This is a genomic window from Paenibacillus sp. FSL H3-0469 (assembly GCF_038051945.1).
Classification (GTDB): Bacteria; Bacillota; Bacilli; order Paenibacillales; family Paenibacillaceae; genus Paenibacillus_AQ.
On record NZ_CP150302.1, the window covers coordinates 4310008 to 4333723 of the forward strand.

A 23716-nucleotide genomic window follows, 5' to 3' on the forward strand; every position below is an offset into this window, starting at 1 on the left:
ATAACGATTCAACACTTACTGGACAGCGTTAGACAGCTCTGTGAAAATAACCCCCAGGGCAAATGCGCCAGCATCCGGGTAGCCGATGCTGCGCTCACCTACCGTCCCGGCCCGGCCCATCCGCGCAACGATGGATTTCGTACGTTCCGCCCCAGTGACAGCCGCTTCGGCCGCCTTGGCGAAAGCCTCCTTCAAGGACAGCTTCTGCTCCGCACTGCTCTTCCAGGCTTCGGCACAAGGAATCAGCGCATCGATCAGCGTCTTATCTCCCACGACTGCCCCCCGTCCGAAGGAGCGTTCGCCGGTAGCCTGAATGCCCTGAACCGCTGCTTCCAGCATTCCGGCCATCTCCAGCGTATTCAGCGAGGTCCGGCCTGTGGCATATTTGCCTGCTGAGCGGAAGGCTGAACCCCAGATTGGACCGGAAGCTCCGCCGCAATGCTCCATAATAATCAGCGAGCAGGCCTGAAGGAAGCTGCCGATATCCGTAGCGTGATGCTGCACAAGCTCCTTCCATTCCCGCTTCAATTGCTTGAAGCCCTTGGCGACACTCATCCCGAAATCTCCATCACCGGCATGGGCATCCAGCTCACAGAAGGGAGTCTCATTCGCGATAATAATCTCACTCATCTTATCCACCAGATAGATGATGTTCGTAAGCCGCAACCGCTCATCATGGAGGATGGCGAAGCCCGGATCAGTCTCTGCCGTCAGGCTCACCTCTGCCTGAGACTCCTGCTGCGGAAGAGGGCTGACATATTGCACCGGTCCAAGCTTACCCGTTAACCGGAGCGCCGGAGTATCGCAAGGCTCAGCAAGCCATCTGCGCAGCTCATCATCCAGCTTCATCAGGCTGATGGAAGCGCCGGCCATATCTATGCTTGTCATATAGTTGCCTACAAGCGATTGGCGGATGATGATTCCCCGTTCTCCCAGACTGCGGATTACAGAGTGATTGAGCAGATACAGCTCCTGCAGAGGGGTTGCGCCGAAGCCGTTGACCAGCACTACCACTTCTCCGCCGCCCGGCTGATCCAGGTTCAGACTGGCCAGCAGGGCAGTGATCATACGTTCCGCCAGCTCATCGGCGCTCAGCAGCTTTTCTCTGCGGATGCCCGGCTCCCCATGAATGCCGACCCCATACTCCATCTCATCCTCCTGAAGCTGGAAGGTAGGCGTACCCTTGGCCGGAACCGTGCATGAGGTAAAAGCAAAACCAAGACTGCGCACATGCTCTGCCGCATGCTGCGCGGCCTGCTTCACCTCTGAGAGCGGCAGTCCGGCCTCAGCAGCCGCCCCGGCAACCTTATGCACCAGAATCGTGCCTGCTACCCCTCTTCGCCCTACAGTATACAGGCTGTCTTCTACTGCAATGTCATCCTCAACCTTCACATAGTCCACAGCCAGGCCGTCCTCAGCCGCCAGATAAGCCGCATTCTGGAAATTCATTATATCGCCGCTGTAATTCTTGATGATCAGCAGCGCGCCCTTATGGCCGGTATGGTTGCGGATCGCCTGATAGACCTGAATCTGTGACGGGGAGGCGAAGACATCCCCGCAGACTGCGGCATCGAGCATTCCCGGTCCGACCAGCCCGGCATGCGCCGGCTCATGGCCGCTACCTCCGCCGCTGATCAGCGTTACCTTGTCAGGATTGGGCGCAGACCTGGAGATAATTTTGTATTTGCTGTCGAAGGTCAGCTGCGGATAAGCCATCACTAGTCCGCTGCACATCTCACGGACGAGATCCGACGGGTCGTTGATTATCTTTTTCATACGCGCTGCTCCTTGCTCTTCTTGAAGGCTTCACCCAGCTTGTCAGCAACAGCAATGGCAGCGGCAACCGCTTCAGCGGTAACCGGGAATGGCATCGAATGAATCGACTCCTCCGGGATACACGCCTTGCGGGCCACTTCCATCAGCTCCTCATGGGAGATGGAAGCGACGCCAATATCGGCCAGACATACGGGAAGGCCGACAGAGTGGCAGAAGGACAACACCTGATCGATCTCAGCCTGCTGCGCATTCTCCAGAACGAGCTGTGCAATCGTGCTGAAGGCCACCTTCTCGCCATGATAATAATGATGAGTGCCTTCAAGCGCCGTCAGACCGTTATGGATAGCATGTGCGGCAGCCAGACCGCTGCTCTCGAACCCGAGCCCCGACAGCAGGATGTTCGTTTCAATAATATTCTCCAGCGCCGGTGTCACCACGTTCTGATCGCAAGCCAGCTTGGCCTTGGCGCCATCCTCCAGCAGTGTATCGTAGCATAAGCGGGCAAGGGCCAGCGCGGCTTTGGTGCCTTTGGCCTCCGTAATCACACCTGCATGCACTCCGCAAGGAAGCCCCGCATTGACATTGGAATAGGATGCCGCAGTAGCTCTGGCCTCGAAGTAGGTGGAGAGGGCATCGCCCATCCCGGATACCAGGAAGCGGGTAGGAGCCTGCGCAATAACAGTCGTATCAATCAGCACCACCGATGGGCTGGCTTTGAAGTAAGCATAATCCTCGAAAGCGCCTTCAGAAGTGTAAATCACAGCGGAATGACTGGTGGGTGCATCGGTGGCCGCAATGGTAGGCACGATAATCAGCGCCTCGCCTTCTGCCACACATTTAGCCGTGTCGATGGCCTTGCCGCCGCCAAGACCGATGGTGCAAGCACACTTGTGCTCACGGGCCAGCTCCTGTAGTCTGGAAATCTCCTGCCGGGAGCATTCGCCCTGGAAATCCCCCTTCACGAGAGTAATGCCGAATTGACTGCTGGTGGCATCAAGCTTGGCTTGTACACGCTTCACATCATCGGGGTGCGCAATCAGCAGGGCCGATGTGCCGAAAGTACTGACGAAGTATCCCAACTGAAGCAGCTCATCCTCACCTTGTGTGTACTTACCCGGGCTGATAAAGGTTCTTCTCATTCCTTCATTCCTCCTTTAGTCGTATGTCCCCATTATAGACAAGTGGATAGAGCGGCGCATGGGACAAAGCAAACGAATTAATATGCTGCAAAATAGTATTATTATGTTGTCAGCATCTGAATTATAATGATCTTGTTCTCATGTTGACTGTAGATGGAAAGGGTGAACCGGATGCAATCCAAATTCGACTTGAAGTATATCATTGATATGGACGAATGGGGCAAGCTTCAGGAATCGTTGTCCCTTGTGACGCGCATGGCCATCATCATGGTCGATTATAAAGGCGTGCCGGTTACGGCACATAGCCGCTGTCAGGCCTTCTGCCAGACCGTGCGCAGCGACAAGGAATTCTCAGCCTATTGTCAAAAATGTGACGCGCGCGGAGGTCTGGAGGCTGTGCGGCTGAGCCGGCCCTATATCTACCGCTGCCACTTCGATATTCTCGACATTGCTATACCTATCATTGTCGATAATCAGTACATCGGTGCCCTGATGGCCGGACAAATCCGGCTGGCGGAGGGAAGCGGCCCGAATCTGGAGCAGATTGTATCCCGTCCGCAGCAGGACGCCATGACGGAGGACCGGGCCCGCAAGTATGAGCTGCTGCCTGTCATGACCTATGAGGAGGTAGTAGCCACCGCCGATATGCTCTATCATTTGTGCAACTATGTGGTCAAGGAATCGATCCTGAAGCATGAGCTGCTGGAGCGGAACGGGCAGGTTGAGGCCTTGAATCCACAGGAGTCTAAGCTCCAGCTTAAGCTGCCGCCTCTGCCCGCAGAGCCGCCCTCGGCTCCCAAGACTCCGGCCACTTCGGGAAGCGCATACAAGACGGAATGCATAAGTCCTACGCTACAGCCTGCTTTGGACTATATGCTAAGCCACCGGGAGGAGAATTTCTCGCTGAAATCGCTGGCACAGCTATGCCATATCAGCCCGAGCTACTTCAGCCGCCTGTTCACCAGGGAGATGGGCGAGAATTTCTCACTATATGTTGCGCGCATGAAGATCGGGTGGGCGAAGGAGCTGCTGGCAACAACAGACTGGTCCGTCAACGAGATCAGCAATCACTTGAATTTTTGCGATGCCGGTTATTTCATTAAGATCTTCAAGAGATACGAGTCGGCCACTCCCCTGTCCTACCGTGCTTCTCTCCTAACAAATCGAATATAATAGATGTACACTATTCGAGCAGGAGGTTATCTTATGAAGCTGAACGAACAAGGTGTACTCATCATTGAAGAGCAGGATATACACAATCTCTACTTTTATCTGGTTCATGACGGGACGGCGTTCAAGGATTCTTTCCGGTTCGAGATGGGACTTCAGGGGATTGAGCTTCATCCCGGCAGCGTATCCGCCGTTGATCATCCGCAGGCCATGCCCGAGGGCTGCCCGGAAGAAGACCTCCCCCTTGTGCTGGAGGCGATCTATTCGGTCATCCGGGAGGATGATCCGGGCTTCGGGGTGTGGTAGCAGCTGCTTCACCCGGCATGTCTCTGGTATCAGGGAAGCGTCAGACCGTGCCTGAACGCCAGCTTCACATCATTCTCACGGAAATAGGCGGAATAGTCCCAGAATTCTCCCTCACTTAGCTTCTGGTAGGTCTGATGAATATTCCGGCGCCAAGGCGAAGGTCGGCTGTTGAAGTAATTCGTGAAGAAACGCTGCGCCTGCTCCCCTGTGCCGAAGCACAGCAGATAGGCCAGCGGACTGGATTCAGCATCACAGATGCCGGGGAATCCTGCGCCGCAGGCGGCAAGCTGCTCCAGTGCGCGGGGACGGTCCGCGAATAGCGCGAACAGCGGTAGGACACGTTCCCCGATCATCTGACCGATCTCTAGCAGGGAGGAATCCAGCTGTGAGCCAGCGACCTGCCAGACGATGGCGCTTGATGATTTCTGCGGCCTGCGCAGCGAGCCCAACAGTACGGTATCGTCCCCTCTGCCGGTTTGTCCGGCAAGCCATTTTTTGAGGGACTTGCTGGCAATCCGCAGGTTCACCGTCATCCGCACATCGGTGCGGGTATTGTAAGATTCCGGGTGGAAGGATAACTCGAACACGGTGTCCTTGTCGGCCGCTGTTTTTTTCCATACCGTACCCGCCTTATTGGATTTGAAGCCCTCTGCCTGGAGGAACTGCTGCCCGGTCTGCTGGCAGGCCTGAAGGAATTGCGCTTTGGGATCGAGCTTACGGTGGGACGGGTCCTCAGACCAAACTTCCCACTGGGCATAACGTTCGTCCAGCAAGGGCTGCAGGCGGTCATAATTCTCCCAGGTGTTCTCCACATGATAGATACTGGGGTATTGGTTGAAGACCTCACAATAATCATTAAGATAGCTTCCATACTGAGCAGCGAACGCCGATTGACCGTCATAATAATCGGCGGCGAAGGTATTACCGAGCTCGTTCAGATCCTCATCCCAGAACTTCCCGTCACAATACTCCACCAGGTAGTCCAGCCCCGTGAGCTCACGCCGCTTCAGCCGCTTCAGCGCCTCCGCCGACTCCTCAAGGTGAAATTCGCCCGCCATTCCGTGGCCCAAAGCCCAGGCCAGGAACATACCGATATGAATTCCGCCATTCTCTTCCGGCAGATCCGCAGGATAATCTCCCCCGGAATGCCAATCGATCCGGTCATATGCCATATGAGTCTCCTTTCTGCCAGCAGCTCTAGCTCCCGGCTTCCCTTCTTAATAAGTATTGGTACACCTCATCATTCACCAGATCCCACTCTACTTTGCTTTCAGGAATCTGAGCAAGCGGGGTGGTCAGCAGGGGATGGTCTACTGTAGCGGCGGTTAGTCCCTGGGCCCGTCTTATTTTTTGGATGAGCCGGACCTCATAAGGGATGTAATTCAGACATAGAATTTCTGCGAATTTACGGGGAAGATCCAGGGAGCTGTAGATATGGTAATCGCAGATTTCACCCATTAGGCTGCGCAGCAGCTCTTCATCCGTAGTAGACCAATAATCGAGAAATCTCCGGTACACATGCTGCTCCGGCAGCACCGGATACAGCTCCTGATTGATCTGCTCCGTGACGAATAAGTCATGTAACAACGCCATGAACAAATGATGCGTCTCCTTGTGGGCATACCGCTGCGTATCTTTTTCAAATATCATCTGGAAATAATCTCTGGCCAATTGTGCCAGCTCCTTCATATCCCATAGCAAGGCTACTCCTATGATACAGCCTATCGTTCTTGAAGAGACCTCTTTATACTTGAACAGTCTCCGCAGAATATACTCCTCCCAATACAGAAACCGGGTAACATACTTCCACCCTTCCGTATCCCCGTTCAGAATCAGATTTTTTGGATAATCTCCGCCATGTACACCAATTCCAAGCGTCAGGTTTCTGGCAATGGTTTCTTTGTATCCGTCTTTGATGTCGTTCTGGATGCTATCTTTAATTAACGTGTACCATTCTTTGAGTTCTTCTTCAGATACGGTTTTCTTCTGGAGGGTACGAATCTCTTTGTTGAATACATTCATTATTTTGCGGTGCTCCATCTGCTCACTCCCTGTAAGAGATCGTTAATCCAGGCGGCCCTTTCGGGTGCCGGATTTGTCATCAAGGATAGAATTCAGTACAATGATCAGCATCGGAAGGTACTACCCTAGATTATGATATACAGAAGGTGACACCGCAATGGAAAGTGGAGATTTGAGGATTTTTCAGGCTGTGGCCCGTGAGGGTACGATTACGAAGGCTGCGCAAGCCTTGAACTATGTACAGTCGAATGTGACCAGCCGGATTCAGTTCCTGGAGGCCGAGCTGAAGGTCCCGCTGTTTCACAGGTCTAACCGTGGGATGACATTAACGCCTGCGGGCGAGAACCTGCTGGAATACGCGAATACCATACTTATGCTAATGGACGAGGCTGTAAAATCCACACAATACTCCGAGCACCCGTCCGGCCCGCTGCGGATTGGCTCTATGGAGACGACAGCGGTTATTCATCTGACATCCATGATCGCTGGCTACCATTCCCGCTACCCCGATGTCCATCTGTCGCTCATCACAGGCGAAACGCATGACCTTTTGCACAAGGTGCTTAATCACAAGCTGGATGGTGCCTTCGTCTATGGGCCCATAGACCAGCCGGATATTGGGCATGTTGCAGCTTACGAGGAGGAGCTGGTGCTCATTGCTGAACCGGGGACAAGTGAGTTGCATGAGTTGCTGCACAAGCCCATGCTGTTCTTCGACGTTGGCTGCACGCACCGGGTTAAAGCGGAGCGCTTCCTGCGTGAAAGCGGGATGCATTCGGTTCAGATCCGGGAATTCGGCACGCTGGAAATGATTCTAAACGGAGTATCTGCCGGACTCGGCGTCTCCCTGCTGCCTAAGTCCTCCATCCGCAAGGCGGAAGAGGCTGGACGAATCACTTCCCACCGCCTCCCCGAAGAATACCGGAAGCTTGAGGTATGGTTGATCTACCGCAGCAACGCCGTGCTCTCCAGTGCAATGTGTAGGTTTATGGAGATGACGGGGCAGGGATAGATAATGGACATAAAAGGAGTATTTTCCTTGAACGATACAACCAATACCCTTAAACAAATTATCGGAAAAACCGTTAAAGCGATACGACTCAAACAAGGCCTGAGCCAAGAGGACCTTGCTCACGAATGCAACGTGGACCGCTCCTATATTTCCATGATCGAAGTTGGCCGAAACGAGCCGTCTGTTACCAAAATATTTGAGCTTTGCAGAGGTTTAAAAGTCGCCCCCTCCGATTTTATTAAAATGGTTGAAATAGAATATAACCAAGGCCGGGAGCAGGATTAAAAGAACACAATCCAACTGAGGATAGAGATGGCCCGCAACCACGACCGCTAACAAGTGGAAAAATGCTGCTTATTTCTTCAACATCTGACGCTAACAGGAAATTAAGTGGAAAACCAGCATCTGCTGCCACCGGTTTTGGCACTTCTAGTGAGAATTTGAACATTTAGGTGTTATTTTTCCAACTATTTCTGGAGTATATGCCATTCGTTCGTTAGCAAGTGTACAAAATCCATCTATTCTCCTTATGCATTCTGATTGCCTACACTCCACCCTCATCCAATGAAAAAGATCAGAACCTAATCTTTCAGGTTCTGATCTTTTCCATCTTTCCGTCATATAGTGCCGATCCGGGAGTCAGCCCTTCATCCTTGCTTCGAATTCGACATCATCCAGGCCAGGAATTCTCCAAACGAATCGGACACCTTCTCAACCTCTTCGAATTCAGGCTCACATCCATGAACAATAGCCCCGCTATCCGTTGCAATGGCATAGAAGGAATAACCATCCTCCACAGACATTACGATCGGCAAGTGATGATCCCACCAGGCCGTGATCTCTGACTGCCAAGCTGAATCACCCGCTGCGGCCTCCAAACTAAGCAGTTCGAATTCATTCCACCGGAACTCAGTTTCCGCGCTATGATTGAACTCAGCCTCACCAATAAACCAGGTTTGCTCATCCGGTGCAACGCACGTCTCAACCACCTTTAGAAATTCTAGATACCCATCAGGTAGTCCTGTATATCGGGAAGTAATGCCGTTATCTAAATGTAGCTGAGAACCGGACTTCCTCCTTATCTCCCAGCCCTTCTCCTCCGCCCAAGTCATAAATTCCACAACATGAGCTTTCCCTTTTCCATTATTCATGTCCAAATGTTACACCTGCCCATCTGCTTAAGAAATGGAAACTCCTAGACTAATATACCATTTCCGCAGGTTTGCTTACATACAACAGGTCATTCCGTTACCTTGATCTGCCACGTTGCCTCCCTGTCCTCCCACTGCTTACCGTTAGCCACATGATATTCTCTTTCCGTGGTACCGTCTGTTTTGGTATAGCTGATGGCAAAGACCTGGCCTTTTTCGATCAGCATCGGATATTGATCATACGTAAGAACACTACCTGTCAGCGGCAGCTTGCTTACATCTTCATAAGCCTCCTCCACCCGCCAAAATTCCCGGAAGGCGTAATCCTTGAATCCGTTCAAATCCTGCTTGCCAAAATACGATGCCGCATACTTCTTGCCCTGTAATGTGATGTGATCCACCCGGGCAGGTTCAATGTCTTTCTCCATCCAGCTTATGTCCTCCGAATGCAGGTTGCGGCCATAGTACTTATGTAATTGATTCGCCATACAAGGAACAGATTTAGTGAAAAGATCCATTTCATTGACTCCGGTGTGCGCTGAGCCGTAAATCCCCATAATGCTCTCGTTACCCAATTTCTCAAATTCACGGATGAAATTCTCCGCCATCTTATTCTCCCGGTATACCCTATCATAACTACTGTAATATCTCTCGCCCTGCTGAATCGCTTCGTTCGTTAAGATGTACATCTTCGACCCGTTCAGATGATGGTCTGCCAGATAAGACAAGAAGCGCTCGCCGGTAGTATCCCCTTGATGCCCAACATCTGTTCCGTGGAAAATAGTATCCGGACATCCGCTTTTTATTTTCTGAAAAAAGGTCTTCGTATAGGGAACGTGACTCTGAGTCCCTTCCCAATCCTGATAAAGCTCCTCCAGAATGTCGTCATTGTCTGATTGCATCCACAGGTTCAAGTATTCGGCAGCATAATAGGACTGCTCCACGAATAGGTGTCTCATTCCCTTGTTGTGGTAATAATCAGACCAAGCTTCGTACTCCTTGTCCATAATCTTGGCCACCCCATGGGATTCGCCATACAGATAAATCTGGCCGGTCGCTTTGGTCGTTAGCGGGGTGGCCGCAGGGGTTGCCTGGGCCAATTGGGCAGGAGGTGCCGATGGACTGGCTGGTTGTGCAGATGGACTTGCTATTTCATTCTCAGAAGAGTTGCCGCTGCAAGCTGTCAGGCTGCTGATCAGAAGGATAGCGATTAGGGCAAGCAGCAAAGGGCGAGCAAATCTTATTCGCGCCTGAGCCGCTACGCCGCTGTATGTATTGGAACTTTTTACATCCATAAGAAATATCGCCCTTTCATCATTAACTCCTACAAGTTAATCACAAATTATGGATGTCCTCAGTGCTGTATGTCATGCGTAGAGTGCATTACTCTTCTTCTGTATGAAATCAGTAAAGCACCCACCCTATGAGAGCAGCAGGCGCTTTGCCGTAATTATGACTTCCGTACAGGCCGGACATACTTGAAGTAACGCTCCGGGTTGAAATAAAAGTAGATGATCCGCCCGGGGGTGGAATCGAAGCAGTAACCGGTGCCCGTGTAATCAAAAGCGGCCATCGCCTGCTCCATCCGTTCCTCGACACTGCGGTTTTCCTGCTCGTAATCGAATGGCCCGTGCTCAAACACAATATACTCGGCCTCGGGAACATCTGCCATCAGCATCTGCGCAGGGACTTCGCCTTCATAATCATAGGGGAGACGTACCCCATAACACTCTGTACGCGGAAATCCCCAATCGCAGAGTCTGCCGTCCGGGTCATTCATATAGGCCATAATCTGGCCGTTGCCGCTGTTCGTATCGCTTCCGCCGTCATCATCCAGCTTCCCCTTGATACTATCCAGCAAGCCGCTGATGGTCTCGCAGTCCTGCCCTGGAATCAGGCTCTGCTTCTGCCAGAAATCCCAGTACCCGTTGCTCTCGTAGTTCTTAATGTGCAGGAATTTGTGCGCGGGAATGGTTACGAAATAAATCTTAACCTCTTCTGTAGATTTAATCATGCCAACCTCTCCTAGTCCGAAAAAGTAGCGGTCAAACGGGTTGATTTTGGTCCGAAGGACTACAGGATACGGGTGTCTCCGGTACTCGCTTGGGGCAACACCGTAGGTCACCTTGAACGCGCGCGTAAAGGCTTCATGGGAGGAGAATCCATAGTCGAGCGCAATATCCAGTATGCTTTTTCCGCTATCCCGCACCTCCTTCAGTGCAAAAGCCAGCTTCCGGTGGCGAAGGTAATCCCTAAGCTGCATCCCGGATATCTCTTTGAATTTCCTCGTCGTATGAAACTCCGAATAGCCCAGCTTGTCAGCGAGAGATTGCAGCGTTATGGCCTCACTGTTATGCTGCTTGATGCTGTGGTCCATATCATCGACAATGGTCTGAATCTGCCTGTGCCACTCGTACACCGTCCGCTCCCCCTCGTTCCAACCGCTCTATGTTCATTCTAGAATACTGGAAAAGGCATTTCTTGATTCTACTTGCGGCATGGGATCAGCTTCATCTCTGTAAGATGGTCCAGATTGATCTCGATCCTCAGCTCATCATGCTCATTCAGCGCGATTAATGTCCGGTCTTCAATACTTAATTGCTTGATAGGATTAGTGGCATCCGAGAAAAATGCCCACACCAAACCACCGCCCGCATCGGTGCAGGCAATGAAGCCCTCGTTCCCCATCTGCCCGTCCCCGCCATAGATTGTACCGCCCTCATAATCCAGACTCGTCCAGGCATCCACAATGGTCCAAGGATCATCATTATACTTCACAATGCTCTCAATCGTTGTATCACACAGGGGGTGGCAGCTCATGGTATGCTCATGGGTATTTGGGTCGTAGCAGGTCTCGATATTCAGAATCGTAATGCTGCCATCTGCATAAGCCATACAACTGATCCCGGGCAGCTCATGCTCCTCCGTCCAATGCTTCAGGATTAAGTTACTCATGGCTCTCTCCTTCAGCTTCGTTGGTTTTTGTCTAATATACCTTTTCTGTTAACCGCTCCGTTATCCCTTCAAAAGGGTAAAGACCATCCTATACGGCTGGGCTGGAGGTTCAAGAATGCGGAACCCAGCGGACTGGGCTTGTTAAATCTCTCTCACCGGCCGCTTGAATAGAGCATTGTTGCACATTTTGCAGGATTTCTCTATAAAGGTTACTGGATGTGGGTACAATGTTGCATTATTTGCACAAATTCCAATGCAGAGAGCAAGTTAGGGCTGACTTTGTTGCACTTCTTGCAGGCGTGTTGATTACCTATATTATGGGATTTCAAAAACACCTATATGATCTTTACGCCTGAGCAGACTCAACTGAATCTGCCACTCCAGCGGAAGATTAAATATACGCCAGTACTGCATAAATTCCCAAAGAGTCAGCCTAGCAAAGACCGGTACCTTCGGATGAATTTCATCAAAAATGTATTTCAGAAGCACATACGCGGTAAGGGCCACAAACAATTGGCTATATACTGCATTTTCGGTGGTTCCAAATAGACATGGGACATTCAAATGCTGTTTCACCCAGCGGAAAAAGACTTCAATCTCCCATCGTGCTTTGTAAATTTCAGCAATCACCTGAGCGGACTCTTTTCTCAAATCGGTCACGACACGTACGACTTCACCCCGGTCATTTTCAAATTCAACGACGCGGTGGCGCTGGGCGGATTGGTGTTTCCCTTGACCAATATAACAGGTGATATCGCGTACGATTTGGGTGTCTCCCTCCGCCGGTCGCCGAAGCTTTCGCGGCATCACCAAATGGAGGTTGTCTTTCAGACGAATCACAAAGGACTGACCTTGCTGCACATATTGATCCAATCGACCGATTTTGCCATACGCCCGATCCTGAACTAAAAGGTAGTCCTTATCGGCCAAGACTTCTCCAAATGGAGCGTCATTACGCCGGGCAATCGATTCGACCACCTTCACGGGTGAATGCTGTCCCTGCGAAAAAGCAACGTGCAGTTTAATGCCACCTCTAAATTTTTTATACGGAGCCCAAGACATGCGGGAGTTGGCTGCCGTAACCGTCGTAGAGTCAATCAGCAGCAGATCTTTAGGCAGATTCAGGTGCCGCCGGGTTTGCCGGTTACATTTCTGGACGAGCATTTGAAACAAACGCTTGAAGATATCGTAAGGCACTTCACCGGCTTTGCCCGAAAGGGTGGAGTAATGAACCTTGGGCAAACCGTAGTTCGAGCCCACCCGAGCACTTTGACGAAAGCCATCCCATTGGTGGTAGCAGGCTTGGACAAAGTAGTCGAACAACACACCGACGGTCATTTTGGTTCCCGTATCCTCGTAGTCCTTGGTTTGCCCGCTTACCTTTTGGACTTCTTCCGAAGTTAATACTTGTTTGAACACGGCCAAGAATGGGGTATATTTATTCATGAGGTCGCCTCATTTCGGTTTGGTTTGGTCGTACTTACCATTACCCGAAATGGCGGCCTTTTTTGTCCCTTTTTATGGGAAATCAACACGCTTACACTTCTTGCAACATTTCGGCATATACCGCTCCTATTGGACTACATTGTTGCACATTTTGCAGGATTTCTCCAAAAATATTATTCCTCAGGGAAGTTTTGGAAATGTTGCCCAAAGCTAATTCTCCATAGTCTCCAGCATACGCTGCAGCCGCACACTTGTATCTGTTGAAGCTGTGTAGATCATCACCTTCAGGTCCGGGTTGCCTGGAGGCTGCAGGGTCACATGCTCGAACTCCATCTCGCCGATACGGGGATCATGTCTCCGTTTGTGGTGGTCTGCTACAGCCTGAACCTCATGAAGCGGCCAGATCTCGCGAAAGAGCTGGCTATTCTGCATGAACTCTTCTATGAGCTCCTTATACCTCGCATCCTCAGGGAAGCGTGCGTAATCCGCCCGGAACTGGGCAATCAAGACTTTAACCCCGGTTCCCCAACTCTCTACGCTCGCCCCCACCCCTGTTAAAAGATACCGGATCCAGTTAATTCTCTCCAGCTCCGTATCCACAGACGAAGGTAACCGGAACACAAGCTCAGCCGCCTTGTTCCACATCAACACATCCCAATATCTCCCCAGCACAAAAGCCGGGTGCGGACCAAGCACCTGTATCATCCGTTCTATGCCCGCAGGAATGTGCTGATCCGCTTCCCTATCCTGCTGTACCGGTCTGGCCAGTAGATGCAGATGCTGGCGTTCATCCTCTGTTAGTCGCAGCGCTTTGGCTATGTTATTAAGGACATCCTCCGACGGATTGATGCTGCGGCCTTGTTCCAGAGAGGTGTACCACGAGGTTCCGATATGGGCAAGCTGAGCCACTTCTTCCCTCCGCAGCCCCGGAATCCGCCGCCGCCCGTAGGATACCAGCCCCACATCTACTGGGGTAAGGCGCTCCCGGCGCGTACGCAGAAATTCACCCAATGACGTTCTGGATAATCCGTTCTCCATGGAATCTTCCCCCTTATCCTGACACTCCCAATCATACGATAAAGGCAGGAAGGATGCTATTCGCGCGTCCCATTATACTCCTCCTATGACTTAAAACAACTAAGGAGGATCTGAAGATGAAGATTTTTGTAACCGGAGCAACGGGTAAGGTAGGAAGCCGACTGGTTCTGCGCCTGCTCCAGCGCGGCCATCAGGTTACGCTGCTGGTCAGGGATGCTGCCAGGGTGGAGGAGCTTCGTCAGCAAGGGGCTGAATGTGTCGATGGTGATCTTCTACAGCCGGAAAGTTACCTTGAAGCGCTGCGGGGCAATGACGTTGTGGTGCACTTGGCCGCCCAGTTCCGGGGTGTAGATGAGCAGACCACCCGGACAGCCAATATTGACGGCGCTGTGGCCTTGGCCCGTGCAGCGCTGGATGCGGCTGTACCCAGGTTCGTATTCGCAAGCACTAACCACGTCTACGGACCGGGGGAGTATTCGCGGCCCAGCCGGGAGGAGGATGAGCTCCGGCCTGCTTTTGCCTATCCCCAGAGCAAAGCGGAGGCTGAAGCAGCACTGCTGGCTCTCCACCGTGAACAGGGCTTAGGGCTGCGCATTATACGGCTTCCCTTCGTCTATGGTGAGCGCGACCCCCATATTACGGAGGCTCTGCCCTATTTCAGCCAATGGAATCCGTCTAGACGCATCCATATGGCCCATCATGCAGACGTCAGCCAAGCTCTGATGCTCGCCGCCTTCACACCGGGAATCGATGGACGAATCTATAATGTAGCTGACGATGCGCCAATCTCCGTAGCCGAGATGCTTCAGCTTCATCAGGCCAAGTCCTCGCCGGAAGCCACGCACCAAGAATATGATCCCTGGGATATGATTGTCGATACCTCACGGATTAGAGACGAACTGAATTACCGGCCGATCTATCCGTCGTTCTATACGGCAAGAGATGCCGGAGCGTTATGAGGGGAATCGCTTAAGATTCCGTCAGGGTCTGCCAACAAACCGTTTCACCGCATCCTCCGTCACCGGCTGAAAGAGGTTCACCAGGTTGCCGTCGGGATCACGGAACAGCATCGACCGGTTCCCCCACGGCATTGTGGTCGGCTCCTGTACCCAGTCCCCGACAAGCGGCTTAAGGCGCGCATATTCAGCATCGACATCATCGACGCGGAACTCCATAATGACTGTGCGGTTACTGGCCGCTACTACAGAATCAGCACCGAATAGCTGCGCTGTCTTGGAGTGGCCGATGGCCAGGGTACATGAAGGCATGACGAATTCGGCAAATACCGGTGCGGGCCGCTCTGCTGTCACCCCTGTCACTTGCTCATAGAAATCAACCAGACGATCAATGTCGTCAGTAATGATACGTATCGAAGCGAAATTCATAAGATTCATCCTCTCTTGAATGTTTACATGTCCAATGATACAAAAACGCTACTGACAACGTTATGTCAGTAGCGTTTTTATTGTAATCGAAAAACCGATTACATTCGGCTGGCGCAAAGGCCATAGGGCCCAAGTCAGTAGCGTTTGTATATCCTGCCTTCTATCCTTAGCCTATTCTCAAGGCAATGTTCCCCAGCTGCTCCGCACGCTCCATCCGCTGAAGGGCAAGCGGGGCCTCCGCTAAGGAATACACGCTATCCATGATAGGGTGAATCTGATGCTGCTCCATGAACTGAAGCATAGCGGTGAACTCTTCATGGCTGCCCATAGACGTTCCAAGCACCTGAAGCTGCGGGAAGAATATCGCTCTGGCCGGAATGGTGAGATCATCGCCTGAGCTTGCGCCGAACATGACGATTTTACCATTAGGCTTGATGACCTCGAAGTATTGCCCGAATGTGGCTGGACCTACGCTATCCAGGATCAGGTCCACAGGGTGGTCCCCGATTTCCTTCCGCCAACGGGTGTTGCTATCTATAACCTGTGTAACAGGTAATTGAAGAGCCTCAGCACGCTTCGCTTCACTTCTGGACGTAACCGTGACCTGCGCCCCAGCCGCTGCCGCCATTAGAGCAGCAAACGTAGCCACCCCGCCGCCAATGCCAGGAATCAGCACATGCTCACCCCGCTTCAGGTTCCCTCTGGTAAATAACGCCCGGTACGCTGTGAGTGCCGCTAAGGGTAACACACCTGCTTCCTCCCAGGACAGATACGCTGGCTTTGGCATAACATTCTGCGCAGGCACAATCACATATTCCGCAAAAGTCCCGTCTGCAGGGTACCCTAATATGTCAGGAACCACAGGCACCTCATCCGCCCGATCCCAGCCGAGACATGGATTAATGATGACTTCCATCCCCCGAACCAAGCCGGTTACCCCTTCACCCGTCTCTTCAATAACGCCCGCCCCGTCTGAACCCAGCACGCAAGGATCAATCGGGTCAGAATCACCTTCTATAGCAGAAGCAGCAGCGATAATGAACAAATCCCGGTGATTGAGTCCGGCGGTCTTTAACCTTACCTTGACCTGCCCCTGTTCAGGACGCTTGTCCGGATGCTCCATATACTGCAGACCCTGCGGTCCAAGTGTGATTGCCTTCATCTTCATATCCTCCTATTACGCTGTAGTGGCTTCATACAAAGTGTAGGCTGTTACAGCGGTTAGGTAAAATGATTAGAAGAGAAGGTGAGTATCATTCATAATGATAGCTGTAATATCCGAAAGGATAGCTGGCGCCCTCTCGAAGCAAGGTCTCGGAGTTCCGCCCATTTTGATCAAAAAGGGCTGGTCCGCCGATCCAGCCAGCCCGGGGTCCGTCCGTTATGGCCGGTTCCGCATAATACAGCATACTGTCTGTTCTCCGGGTCAACAGATTCATTAAGATTGCCCTAATTCCACCCAGCGTGGTCAAGGGACGGGGCTTAGCCTCCCTGCAAGAGCCGGAAACGACCGGCAGCAATGATGACCGCCAGCAGTATAAAGATGATGTTGATCCATACATTAGATTCGCCCCGAAGTAGATGGAAGACCAAACCGGAACCCGCGGCGGCAGCCAGACCAATAGCGGCGATCGGAGTGAGCTGCGGTAGTATTCGGAGTGCCATCGGTAAAATCAACCCTAAAACACCCAGCAATTCAGCGATGCCGATTCCCATAACCAACCCCTGCGGAACATCATTCACCCAGCTCCAGGCCGCCCGGGCCGAGTCCAGCTGAAAGGCCTTGAGCCAGCCTGAATACAAGAACCCCGCGCCTAGAACAATTTGTAAAACCCATAGCACAATATTCATATACAGTGTCACTCCCTCTCATATGTGCACGCAAGCACCATCCGCGCCCCATCCACCCGGGAAGGCAGTTCTTCTTGCGCTACAGAAACCTTAGCTGCATAATAATATGAAGGGTTTCATATGAAAAGTAGACACTTTAACTAAACCTAGTTACCTAAAAGATACCTTACGTGAATCAAGGGGGCAGCGGCATGACCTACTGTAAATTCGAGTCCGCATTAGAAATCTTCGTGGGGAAATGGAAGCCTGTCATTCTGCTGCGCTTGTTCTCTAACGGCACCATGAGATTCAGCGAATTGCAGCGGGCCATTCCTGAGATCACCAAAAAAATGCTCACACAACAATTGCGTGAGCTGGAATACCACAATATTGTCCACCGTGAGATTTACCACCAGATCCCGCCGAAGGTGGAGTATTCCATCACGGAATACGGGCGAAGCTTGTCAGGCATTATGCAGGCCATGAACGATTGGGGAGTCACGCATATCGAGCATCTGAACCAGTTATACGGCGCAGAACGTGTCAATGAACCGGAAACGGACCAGCACCACTAACATTCCGAAATCTCCATATGATCGCGGGATCTCGGATAGATGCTCAATGAAACCTCATGCCCCTTGAATGATACCACCAGAGGATGCGGATGACCTCATCTCCGATCTGGATCTCCTCCAGCTCTTCACTTTCCGCCATCTGCTTCCCCCGCAGGAGAGCGTGGGGTGGCCAGCAGGCCGGCGTAAGCCGGCTCTCATCCATCATTCTGGGTATCGGGGAATCAGGGGCAGCCTCCAGATGATGGGCGATGAGCTCGCATAGATAGGCAAAAATCCGCTCCAGCGTCTCTCCGCCTAAGTCGCCCGGCATAGCCATCATCCATTCTGTACCCCGCGCTTGTCCACTGGACAGGTGATTCGCGGATAACCCGGCTGTCGCAAATCTCGCGACCCCCTTCTCCTCCGCCGCCGGAAAAAAATAAATCTCGATCCGGACTGTCCCGGGCTTCATTAAAGTGATCCAGTTCTCCGGCATCTGCCACACCCTGGTATACGCATCTAAGATGACAGTCCTGCGGATATCGAGGGAAAGCTCATTTGCTTTGCTGCAATCATTGGATATGGCGAACACCCTCCCCGTTGACTTGGTATTATACGATGGACTCCAGTCCTGCTACAGTTAATCTCCCGTCCTGCATCCGGTACACCTTATCGCAATATTCAAGCATGCGCTCGTCATGTGTGACCATAATCGCTGCTTTGCGGCGTGTTCTCACCTCATGGGCAATCAGGGAGACCACTTCATGGGCACGCTTGGTATCAAGACTTGCTGTCGGTTCATCTGCCAGAATGATGCCGGGATTATTGATGAGCGCACGGGCAATTGCTGTCCGCTGCTTCTCACCGCCTGACAATTCTTCCGGGAAGCTGTTCAGCTTCGAGCCCAGGCCCAGCTCTTCCAGCAGTTTAACGGCGAAGGCTTTGTCTTCTTTGTTCACCTTCCCTGACATCTTTTTTACGATGAGCAATTGGTCCAGCACACTTAGATAAGGAACCAGATTTGATGATTGCATAATGAATCCGACTTCTTTCAGCCTTAGATCCGCAAGTTCCTGTGCCGTAAGCTTAGCAATAGCATGTCCATTCAGCTTAGCCTCCCCCTCCGAAGCTTTCAGCAGTGCTCCGGCAATAGACAAGAATGTGCTTTTCCCTGAACCCGACGGTCCGACTACAGCTACGAACTCACCCGGCTCCACGGATATAGACACATGATCAAGTGCTGCGATCCGGTTGCTTCCTTCAGCATAATACTTCGTGACTTCACTCATGTGTAATCCCTTAGTCATTGTCATTATTCAGCCCTCCCGAGCGCCTTGAGCGGATCAATCTTAGTAATCTTCCGAACCGATACCAGCGAACTTAACATAGCGATAACCAGCAGGATCACAGAATATGTCACGACAAGAGTAGTCTCCAGCTTAAACGGCATACCCTTCGGCATAATGGCTGCTGTTCCATAAGTCAGTAAGACTCCGACTACAATGCTGGTCAGCGATAGCACCAATACTTGCGATACAATGGCTTTGCTTAAGAATCTGTTACTGGCACCTATGGCTTTCATAATGCCGAACTGGTTCGTTTTCTGCATCGTCATTACGTAAAAGAATACCCCAAGCACGAAGGCGGCGATTGCAAGCAGAAAAGCCAGCATCATTAGAATCGTCCCGTTCTCTTCTTTGTACCCTGGCATTCCCTGTACTGCTGCCGACCGGGTAACTGTGTCTATACTCGCGAGCTTGCTGTTCACGACGCCCGGATCGATATCCTTGCCTTGCAGCATAATCGCATTAACGGGCCCGGCAACGCCTTTATCCGAACCAGGAGCTGCGAAGGCAATCTTCCGCCATTCGCCCATTGGAGTGAATACAGAGGCAACGTGGTTGTAGGTCTGATTCTCCACAAATCCTATAATCGTCAATGATTCCGTCGTGCCGTCTAATTGAAAAGTGTCCCCAACGCCATAGCCCTCATCCTTCATGGTCGAATTTACTATCACACCCTTAGGATTCTCAGCAGATAGGCCTTGCCCTTCCACGACAGACGGTTCCAGGAAGCTTCCCGGGTTAATTCCTATAATCGCGATATCCAGCTTGTCTTCATTCTTGGTGCTGTTTGCCTTCATCGCTGTTGCCATGCTAGTTCCCATAGGTGCAGCGCCATTCACGTTGGGCAGCAGCTCGACTTCCGCCAATAATTGATCAGACAGCAGCGACTTGCTCATTGAAGACTGTGACCCTTCTTCGAAAATGACATAGTCCGCCTTCATTGTCTTAAAGGTTGACGCAGCCAGCGTAGACAGACCATTCCCTAAGCCTGATAAGATAAATACCAGCCAGGCCAGGAGCACGAAAATGATGATGATCATTAAAAATCTCATTTTACTGTGCATCAATTCTTTTATTGCTAAAAACATTCCTTTTCCCACTCCTTCATATTTTTTGACACAAGTGTCGAATTTAAGCCGCCATTGCATCTGACCCTTTAATTAAACAATATATATGACACATGTGTCAAATTGGACTCAAGACTACAGCTACTTCTTGGCCCCTCCGATCCACATTTGAAACAACAGCTTACCCCATGCAGGAGTAGGGATATTCAGCATATTAGGCGTATCAATCAGGTTAAAGAACACACCAATAAGTACAGGAAGTGGGATATCCTGCCGCAGGTCTTGATTCTGCTGGGCGCGTTCAAATAAGCGGGATAATTGAATTTTAAGCGTCTGATGTCCTGCCTCAATATATTCGAGATCTCTCGCCGCTGCAGCAGAATTAGCTGTGTTAATTTTACTCGCATTTCCCAAAAGCTGATGTAACGCAGACTCCTCCACGTAAATGAGCAGCAGCTGTTCAAGGGCATCCATCGGGTCAGCCTCATCAATGGCTAAAGCCTTGTCTACAACCGCCGCCATTACGCGCTTCATACAAGCCGCCACAATCTCTTCCTTATTCGCATAATACTGATAGATAGTGCTTCTGGCTCCTGACAGATGCTGTGAAAGCAGCTTAAGATGAAATCCGTCATATCCATGCTCAAGCACCAATTGTTTGGTTGTGTCCAGCAGCTCTGTCTCTGTAAAAGACTGTTTTCTTCCCATTGCATCTCTTCCGTCCTGTCTTTGGTGATAGATATCATTAGTTTAGCATGGTTAGTGAGCATTTCCCAATGGCCGCCGCGGATCAATAATGGAAGGCTCGATCTCTTCGATGTAGGAATCAAAGGCCTCCACGCCTTCATTTAAAATTAATGCAGCCTCCTGCGGCGTGACTGGTAGCGCCCATAGGATCTCAGCCCTCTCGCTCCCGACCTGAATCTCCTCCAGCTCTTCACTTTCCCCCCTCAGCTCATCCAGCAGAAAAGCAGTGGTTGTCCAGTTAGCCGGAGCAAGCGGGCTCTCCTCCATCACTCTAGGTATCCGTGAATCACCTGCGCTCTCTATATGATGGGCGATAAGATCACAGAGATAGGTAAATATCCGGTCCACAGACTCCCCGCCTAAGTCAGAGGTCAGAGCCATCACCCACTCCGTACCCACAGCTTGTCCACTCGGGCGGTGAGTCACCGATAACCCGACTGTTGCGAACCTCGCCACCTCATTCTCAGCATCAGCCGGAAAATAATAAACCTCAACATGGACGGCTGTTTCGGGTTTGCTCAAGACGATCCGGTATTCCGGCATCTTCCACTCCCGGATATAAGCCCCTAAGATCACTGTTCTGCGGATATCGAGGGAGAGCTCCCTCTCTTTGCTTGATTCCATATAGATAGCAATCACCTTCCCTCTTTTTGATTAAGATATAGCCACTAAAGTAAGGATCTGTTTCACAAAGTTATCAGTGACTACCCTGTCCGGACGGGACTTCAGGAACACCGTGAGTCCTATTAACGAAATGACCAGTGTCTGCGCCAGATTCTTGGCGTTAATCCCGGGATCAAGCTCCCCTGACTGCATGCCCCGTTCAATCGTTTCCTGGAAGATGACCGAGAGGTACATCTGATGTTCCCTGGTCAGGATCTCGAACTTCTCATCATGGGGAGCCAGTTCCACCATTGAATTGATGCAGAAGCATCCCGTGCTCGGGCTTTTCTCATACTCTTTCGCCACCACATCTTCAAAAAAGCTACGGAATGCCTCTTTCACCGAAGAATGCTTGTGCAGAATGCTGCGGACATAGGCCGCATGGGAACTCGTATATTTTCGCAAGGCAGCTTCAAATAATCCTTTTTTATCTCCAAAGGCAGAGTATAGGCTTGGACGCTGAATGCCCATTCTTGCGGTTAAGTCGCTTAAGGAGGCCGCTTCGAACCCTTTTTCCCAAAACACATGCATCGCTGCCTCTAGCGCCTTATCCTGATCAAATTCACGCGGCCGGGCCATAGCACTCCCTCATTTCATAACGAATGGTATATTACGATTGTATTTCGCGGAGTCGCCCCTGTCAATTAGAGCGTTTTATATCTGATTCTTTTCGTTTCTCCCTTGACAAATAATTTTTGTTAACGGTATATTTATCAGGAATTATTTAGTACCAATCAGTATGTTATTATATCTCTAAGTCGAAGGAGGCGTTATCTCTGGTGAACTTTGTAAAAGAACCGCAAGCTATTACTGCACCCTCCGGGCCAACGCCTGCATCTTCAATGTCCCGCAGGGTAGCACTTCTGTTCGCCATCACCTGCGGACTTGCCGTCGCCAACATCTATTACGCGCAGCCCTTGCTGGACGCGATCTCCAGCGAATTCGGGATTACGCATTCATCCGTCGGCATCGTGATTACAGTGACTCAGATTTGTTATGCCCTTGGACTACTCTTGCTGGTGCCGCTCGGCGATCTGCTGAGCCGGCGCTGGCTGATTGCCGGACAGATGCTGCTATCCGTGCTGGCTTTGATTGTAGTGGGTACTGCCCCCACCAGCATGGTGTTATTCATAGGCATTGCTACGGTCGGGCTGCTTGCGGTAGTGACACAGACGCTTGTTGCGTTCGCAGCCACCCTGGCTGCCCCGGCTGAACGCGGACGAACGGTAGGTGTGGTGACCAGCGGAATTGTCATTGGGATTCTGCTGGCGCGGACATTCGCCGGCGTGCTAACCGATCTGGCCGGTTGGCGTTCAGTCTACCTTGTCTCGGCGGGACTCACGTTAATCATGGCAGGTGTATTGTTCAGGGTGCTGCCGCAATCTGAGCCCCGGAGAGAATCCTTATCCTACCCGCAGCTTCTCCGTTCGCTATTCACGCTATTCGCAGAGGAAAGGCTCCTGCGCATCCGCGCCGTGCTATGCCTGCTGATTTTCACCGCATTCAGTATATTGTGGACTTCCCTGGTGCTTCCTCTCAGCGCTCCGCCGCTGTCTCTGTCCCATACGGCGATTGGAGCGTTTGGCCTCGCCGGAGTTACTGGAGCCTTAGCAGCGGCGCGGGCAGGCCGTCTGGCCGATCGGGGTTTAGGGCAAAAGACCACCGGCGTGGCGCTGACTCTGCTGCTCCTCTCATGGCTGCCAATCAGTTATACTCCTCATTCGCTGCTCGCGTTAGTCATCGGGATTATCCTTCTTGACCTGGCCGTACAAGCCGTACACGTCACCAATCAGAGCATGATCCTTAATCTGCGCCCGGAAGCCCGCAGCAGGCTTACTGCCGGTTACATGGTCTTCTATTCCATTGGCAGCGCCACCGGATCAATCGCCTCCACCAGTATCTACGCCTATGCGGGCTGGAATGGAGTGTGCCTGCTCGGTGCAACGGTCAGTGCTGTGGCTCTGATATTCTGGGCGTTGACCCGCCGTGTTAAATAATTGATACACCGGTGTTAAGTCCACTAGGCCGCTGCCCAAACACCTAACCGCCCAAGCCTGTAATTGTATATATGGCTGGTATGAAATATCATACAATTAGGCACATGGATGA

General features: G+C 51.6%; 26 protein-coding genes. 7 read left to right on the forward strand and 19 right to left on the reverse strand.

All coding sequences use genetic code 11. The features are described from left to right. Positions 1–15 precede the first annotated feature (15 nt). Together dhaK and NSS83_RS18910 are read right to left on the reverse strand one after the other, a co-directional pair. A complete protein-coding gene (dhaK, locus tag NSS83_RS18905; protein WP_341346260.1) occupies positions 16–1776 on the reverse strand; it encodes a dihydroxyacetone kinase subunit DhaK in 1761 nt (586 codons plus the stop codon). Continuing rightward, positions 1773–2915, reverse strand: coding sequence for a glycerol dehydrogenase (locus NSS83_RS18910; protein WP_341183296.1), 1143 nt, complete (start codon positions 2913–2915; stop codon positions 1773–1775). The genes dhaK and NSS83_RS18910 overlap by 4 nt, the downstream gene beginning before the upstream one ends. A 171-nt stretch (positions 2916–3086) precedes the next feature. Here NSS83_RS18910 and NSS83_RS18915 point away from each other — a divergent pair, with 171 nt between their 5' ends. After that, positions 3087–4088 carry a PocR ligand-binding domain-containing protein gene (locus NSS83_RS18915; RefSeq protein WP_341346261.1) on the forward strand — a complete coding sequence of 334 codons (1002 nt, stop codon included), beginning with the start codon at positions 3087–3089 and terminating at the stop codon, positions 4086–4088. 33 nt (positions 4089–4121) lie between these two features. Then, positions 4122–4391, forward strand: coding sequence for a hypothetical protein (locus tag NSS83_RS18920; protein ID WP_341183294.1), 270 nt, complete (start codon positions 4122–4124; stop codon positions 4389–4391). Positions 4392–4420: 29 nt separating this feature from the next. Here the strand turns inward: NSS83_RS18920 and NSS83_RS18925 are convergent, their stop codons facing one another. Together NSS83_RS18925 and NSS83_RS18930 are read right to left on the reverse strand one after the other, a co-directional pair. Beyond that, a complete protein-coding gene (locus NSS83_RS18925; protein ID WP_341346262.1) occupies positions 4421–5563 on the reverse strand; it encodes a hypothetical protein in 1143 nt (380 codons plus the stop codon). 25 nt (positions 5564–5588) lie between these two features. Then, positions 5589–6431, reverse strand: a complete 843-nt coding sequence (locus NSS83_RS18930; protein ID WP_341183292.1) for a hypothetical protein — start codon at positions 6429–6431, stop codon at positions 5589–5591. A gap of 139 nt (positions 6432–6570) precedes the next feature. Here NSS83_RS18930 and NSS83_RS18935 point away from each other — a divergent pair, with 139 nt between their 5' ends. Together NSS83_RS18935 and NSS83_RS18940 are read left to right on the forward strand one after the other, a co-directional pair. Next, complete coding sequence (locus NSS83_RS18935; protein ID WP_341346263.1) at positions 6571–7425, forward strand: LysR family transcriptional regulator; 855 nt, start codon at positions 6571–6573, stop codon at positions 7423–7425. 27 nt (positions 7426–7452) lie between these two features. Next, positions 7453–7710, forward strand: a complete 258-nt coding sequence (locus tag NSS83_RS18940) for a helix-turn-helix transcriptional regulator (RefSeq protein WP_341346264.1) — start codon at positions 7453–7455, stop codon at positions 7708–7710. Positions 7711–8072: 362 nt separating this feature from the next. Here NSS83_RS18940 and NSS83_RS18945 read toward each other — a convergent pair whose 3' ends face one another. The 6 genes from NSS83_RS18945 to NSS83_RS18970 form a co-directional block, all read right to left on the reverse strand. Then, a complete protein-coding gene (locus tag NSS83_RS18945; protein ID WP_341346265.1) occupies positions 8073–8576 on the reverse strand; it encodes an SMI1/KNR4 family protein in 504 nt (167 codons plus the stop codon). Between the two features lie 89 nt (positions 8577–8665). Beyond that, positions 8666–9871 carry a hypothetical protein gene (locus NSS83_RS18950; RefSeq protein WP_341183289.1) on the reverse strand — a complete coding sequence of 402 codons (1206 nt, stop codon included), beginning with the start codon at positions 9869–9871 and terminating at the stop codon, positions 8666–8668. A gap of 155 nt (positions 9872–10026) precedes the next feature. Beyond that, positions 10027–10995 carry a helix-turn-helix transcriptional regulator gene (locus NSS83_RS18955; RefSeq protein ID WP_341183288.1) on the reverse strand — a complete coding sequence of 323 codons (969 nt, stop codon included), beginning with the start codon at positions 10993–10995 and terminating at the stop codon, positions 10027–10029. Between the two features lie 68 nt (positions 10996–11063). After that, complete coding sequence (locus tag NSS83_RS18960) at positions 11064–11531, reverse strand: hypothetical protein (RefSeq protein ID WP_341346266.1); 468 nt, start codon at positions 11529–11531, stop codon at positions 11064–11066. 315 nt (positions 11532–11846) lie between these two features. Next, complete coding sequence (locus NSS83_RS18965; protein WP_341182832.1) at positions 11847–12977, reverse strand: IS4 family transposase; 1131 nt, start codon at positions 12975–12977, stop codon at positions 11847–11849. Between the two features lie 210 nt (positions 12978–13187). Further along, positions 13188–14015 carry a helix-turn-helix transcriptional regulator gene (locus tag NSS83_RS18970; protein WP_341346267.1) on the reverse strand — a complete coding sequence of 276 codons (828 nt, stop codon included), beginning with the start codon at positions 14013–14015 and terminating at the stop codon, positions 13188–13190. Positions 14016–14131: 116 nt separating this feature from the next. Between NSS83_RS18970 and NSS83_RS18975 the strand changes: the two genes are divergently transcribed. Beyond that, a complete protein-coding gene (locus NSS83_RS18975; protein ID WP_341183285.1) occupies positions 14132–14974 on the forward strand; it encodes an NAD(P)-dependent oxidoreductase in 843 nt (280 codons plus the stop codon). 21 nt (positions 14975–14995) lie between these two features. Here the strand turns inward: NSS83_RS18975 and NSS83_RS18980 are convergent, their stop codons facing one another. From NSS83_RS18980 to NSS83_RS18990, 3 genes are all read right to left on the reverse strand, one after another. Beyond that, the gene (locus tag NSS83_RS18980) at positions 14996–15400 is read right to left on the reverse strand and encodes a VOC family protein (protein ID WP_341346268.1); all 405 of its coding nucleotides are present in this window, start codon (positions 15398–15400) and stop codon (positions 14996–14998) included. Positions 15401–15566: 166 nt separating this feature from the next. Beyond that, complete coding sequence (locus NSS83_RS18985; protein ID WP_341183283.1) at positions 15567–16562, reverse strand: zinc-binding dehydrogenase; 996 nt, start codon at positions 16560–16562, stop codon at positions 15567–15569. A gap of 320 nt (positions 16563–16882) precedes the next feature. Then, positions 16883–17251 carry a DoxX family protein gene (locus NSS83_RS18990; RefSeq protein WP_341183282.1) on the reverse strand — a complete coding sequence of 123 codons (369 nt, stop codon included), beginning with the start codon at positions 17249–17251 and terminating at the stop codon, positions 16883–16885. 191 nt (positions 17252–17442) lie between these two features. Here NSS83_RS18990 and NSS83_RS18995 point away from each other — a divergent pair, with 191 nt between their 5' ends. Continuing rightward, a complete protein-coding gene (locus tag NSS83_RS18995; protein ID WP_341183281.1) occupies positions 17443–17805 on the forward strand; it encodes a helix-turn-helix domain-containing protein in 363 nt (120 codons plus the stop codon). Between the two features lie 43 nt (positions 17806–17848). Here NSS83_RS18995 and NSS83_RS19000 read toward each other — a convergent pair whose 3' ends face one another. The 6 genes from NSS83_RS19000 to NSS83_RS19025 all read right to left on the reverse strand — a co-directional run bounded on the left by NSS83_RS19000 (position 17849) and on the right by NSS83_RS19025 (position 22186). Further along, a complete protein-coding gene (locus tag NSS83_RS19000; protein ID WP_341346269.1) occupies positions 17849–18280 on the reverse strand; it encodes a hypothetical protein in 432 nt (143 codons plus the stop codon). A 115-nt stretch (positions 18281–18395) separates the two neighbouring features. After that, positions 18396–19091 (reverse strand): ABC transporter ATP-binding protein, encoded by a 696-nt coding sequence (locus tag NSS83_RS19005; protein WP_341185172.1) that lies wholly within the window; start codon positions 19089–19091, stop codon positions 18396–18398. 5 nt (positions 19092–19096) lie between these two features. Beyond that, on the reverse strand, positions 19097–20218 hold the full coding sequence (locus NSS83_RS19010) for an FtsX-like permease family protein (RefSeq protein WP_341183279.1): 1122 nt from the start codon (positions 20216–20218) through the stop codon (positions 19097–19099). A gap of 120 nt (positions 20219–20338) precedes the next feature. Continuing rightward, entirely contained in the window at positions 20339–20905 is a 567-nt protein-coding gene (locus tag NSS83_RS19015) for a TetR/AcrR family transcriptional regulator (RefSeq protein WP_341183278.1), read from the reverse strand. 51 nt (positions 20906–20956) lie between these two features. After that, positions 20957–21568, reverse strand: coding sequence for a suppressor of fused domain protein (locus NSS83_RS19020; protein WP_341183277.1), 612 nt, complete (start codon positions 21566–21568; stop codon positions 20957–20959). Between the two features lie 30 nt (positions 21569–21598). Next, positions 21599–22186 carry a TetR/AcrR family transcriptional regulator gene (locus NSS83_RS19025; protein ID WP_341183276.1) on the reverse strand — a complete coding sequence of 196 codons (588 nt, stop codon included), beginning with the start codon at positions 22184–22186 and terminating at the stop codon, positions 21599–21601. A 263-nt stretch (positions 22187–22449) separates the two neighbouring features. Here NSS83_RS19025 and NSS83_RS19030 point away from each other — a divergent pair, with 263 nt between their 5' ends. Then, positions 22450–23604, forward strand: coding sequence for an MFS transporter (locus tag NSS83_RS19030; protein ID WP_341185171.1), 1155 nt, complete (start codon positions 22450–22452; stop codon positions 23602–23604). The last annotated feature ends 112 nt before the right edge of the window (positions 23605–23716 follow it).

Coding starts and splice junctions, on each gene's coding strand:
- NSS83_RS18965 (WP_341182832.1), bottom strand. CDS start 12,977: ATGAATAAATATACCCCATTCTTGGCCGTGTTCAAACAAGTATTAACT.
- NSS83_RS18930 (WP_341183292.1), bottom strand. CDS start 6,431: ATGGAGCACCGCAAAATAATGAATGTATTCAACAAAGAGATTCGTACC.
- NSS83_RS19000 (WP_341346269.1), bottom strand. CDS start 18,280: ATGCCGGAGAACTGGATCACTTTAATGAAGCCCGGGACAGTCCGGATC.
- dhaK (WP_341346260.1), bottom strand. CDS start 1,776: ATGAAAAAGATAATCAACGACCCGTCGGATCTCGTCCGTGAGATGTGC.
- NSS83_RS19025 (WP_341183276.1), bottom strand. CDS start 22,186: ATGGCCCGGCCGCGTGAATTTGATCAGGATAAGGCGCTAGAGGCAGCG.
- NSS83_RS18980 (WP_341346268.1), bottom strand. CDS start 15,400: ATGAATTTCGCTTCGATACGTATCATTACTGACGACATTGATCGTCTG.
- NSS83_RS18990 (WP_341183282.1), bottom strand. CDS start 17,251: ATGAATATTGTGCTATGGGTTTTACAAATTGTTCTAGGCGCGGGGTTC.
- NSS83_RS18910 (WP_341183296.1), bottom strand. CDS start 2,915: ATGAGAAGAACCTTTATCAGCCCGGGTAAGTACACACAAGGTGAGGAT.
- NSS83_RS18995 (WP_341183281.1), top strand. CDS start 17,443: ATGACCTACTGTAAATTCGAGTCCGCATTAGAAATCTTCGTGGGGAAA.
- NSS83_RS18970 (WP_341346267.1), bottom strand. CDS start 14,015: ATGGAGAACGGATTATCCAGAACGTCATTGGGTGAATTTCTGCGTACG.
- NSS83_RS18935 (WP_341346263.1), top strand. CDS start 6,571: ATGGAAAGTGGAGATTTGAGGATTTTTCAGGCTGTGGCCCGTGAGGGT.
- NSS83_RS19015 (WP_341183278.1), bottom strand. CDS start 20,905: ATGGGAAGAAAACAGTCTTTTACAGAGACAGAGCTGCTGGACACAACC.
- NSS83_RS18945 (WP_341346265.1), bottom strand. CDS start 8,576: ATGAATAATGGAAAAGGGAAAGCTCATGTTGTGGAATTTATGACTTGG.
- NSS83_RS18975 (WP_341183285.1), top strand. CDS start 14,132: ATGAAGATTTTTGTAACCGGAGCAACGGGTAAGGTAGGAAGCCGACTG.
- NSS83_RS18925 (WP_341346262.1), bottom strand. CDS start 5,563: ATGGCATATGACCGGATCGATTGGCATTCCGGGGGAGATTATCCTGCG.
- NSS83_RS18985 (WP_341183283.1), bottom strand. CDS start 16,562: ATGAAGGCAATCACACTTGGACCGCAGGGTCTGCAGTATATGGAGCAT.
- NSS83_RS18915 (WP_341346261.1), top strand. CDS start 3,087: ATGCAATCCAAATTCGACTTGAAGTATATCATTGATATGGACGAATGG.
- NSS83_RS19030 (WP_341185171.1), top strand. CDS start 22,450: ATGTCCCGCAGGGTAGCACTTCTGTTCGCCATCACCTGCGGACTTGCC.
- NSS83_RS19005 (WP_341185172.1), bottom strand. CDS start 19,091: ATGACTAAGGGATTACACATGAGTGAAGTCACGAAGTATTATGCTGAA.
- NSS83_RS19010 (WP_341183279.1), bottom strand. CDS start 20,218: ATGTTTTTAGCAATAAAAGAATTGATGCACAGTAAAATGAGATTTTTA.
- NSS83_RS19020 (WP_341183277.1), bottom strand. CDS start 21,568: ATGGAATCAAGCAAAGAGAGGGAGCTCTCCCTCGATATCCGCAGAACA.
- NSS83_RS18960 (WP_341346266.1), bottom strand. CDS start 11,531: ATGAGTAACTTAATCCTGAAGCATTGGACGGAGGAGCATGAGCTGCCC.
- NSS83_RS18950 (WP_341183289.1), bottom strand. CDS start 9,871: ATGGATGTAAAAAGTTCCAATACATACAGCGGCGTAGCGGCTCAGGCG.
- NSS83_RS18920 (WP_341183294.1), top strand. CDS start 4,122: ATGAAGCTGAACGAACAAGGTGTACTCATCATTGAAGAGCAGGATATA.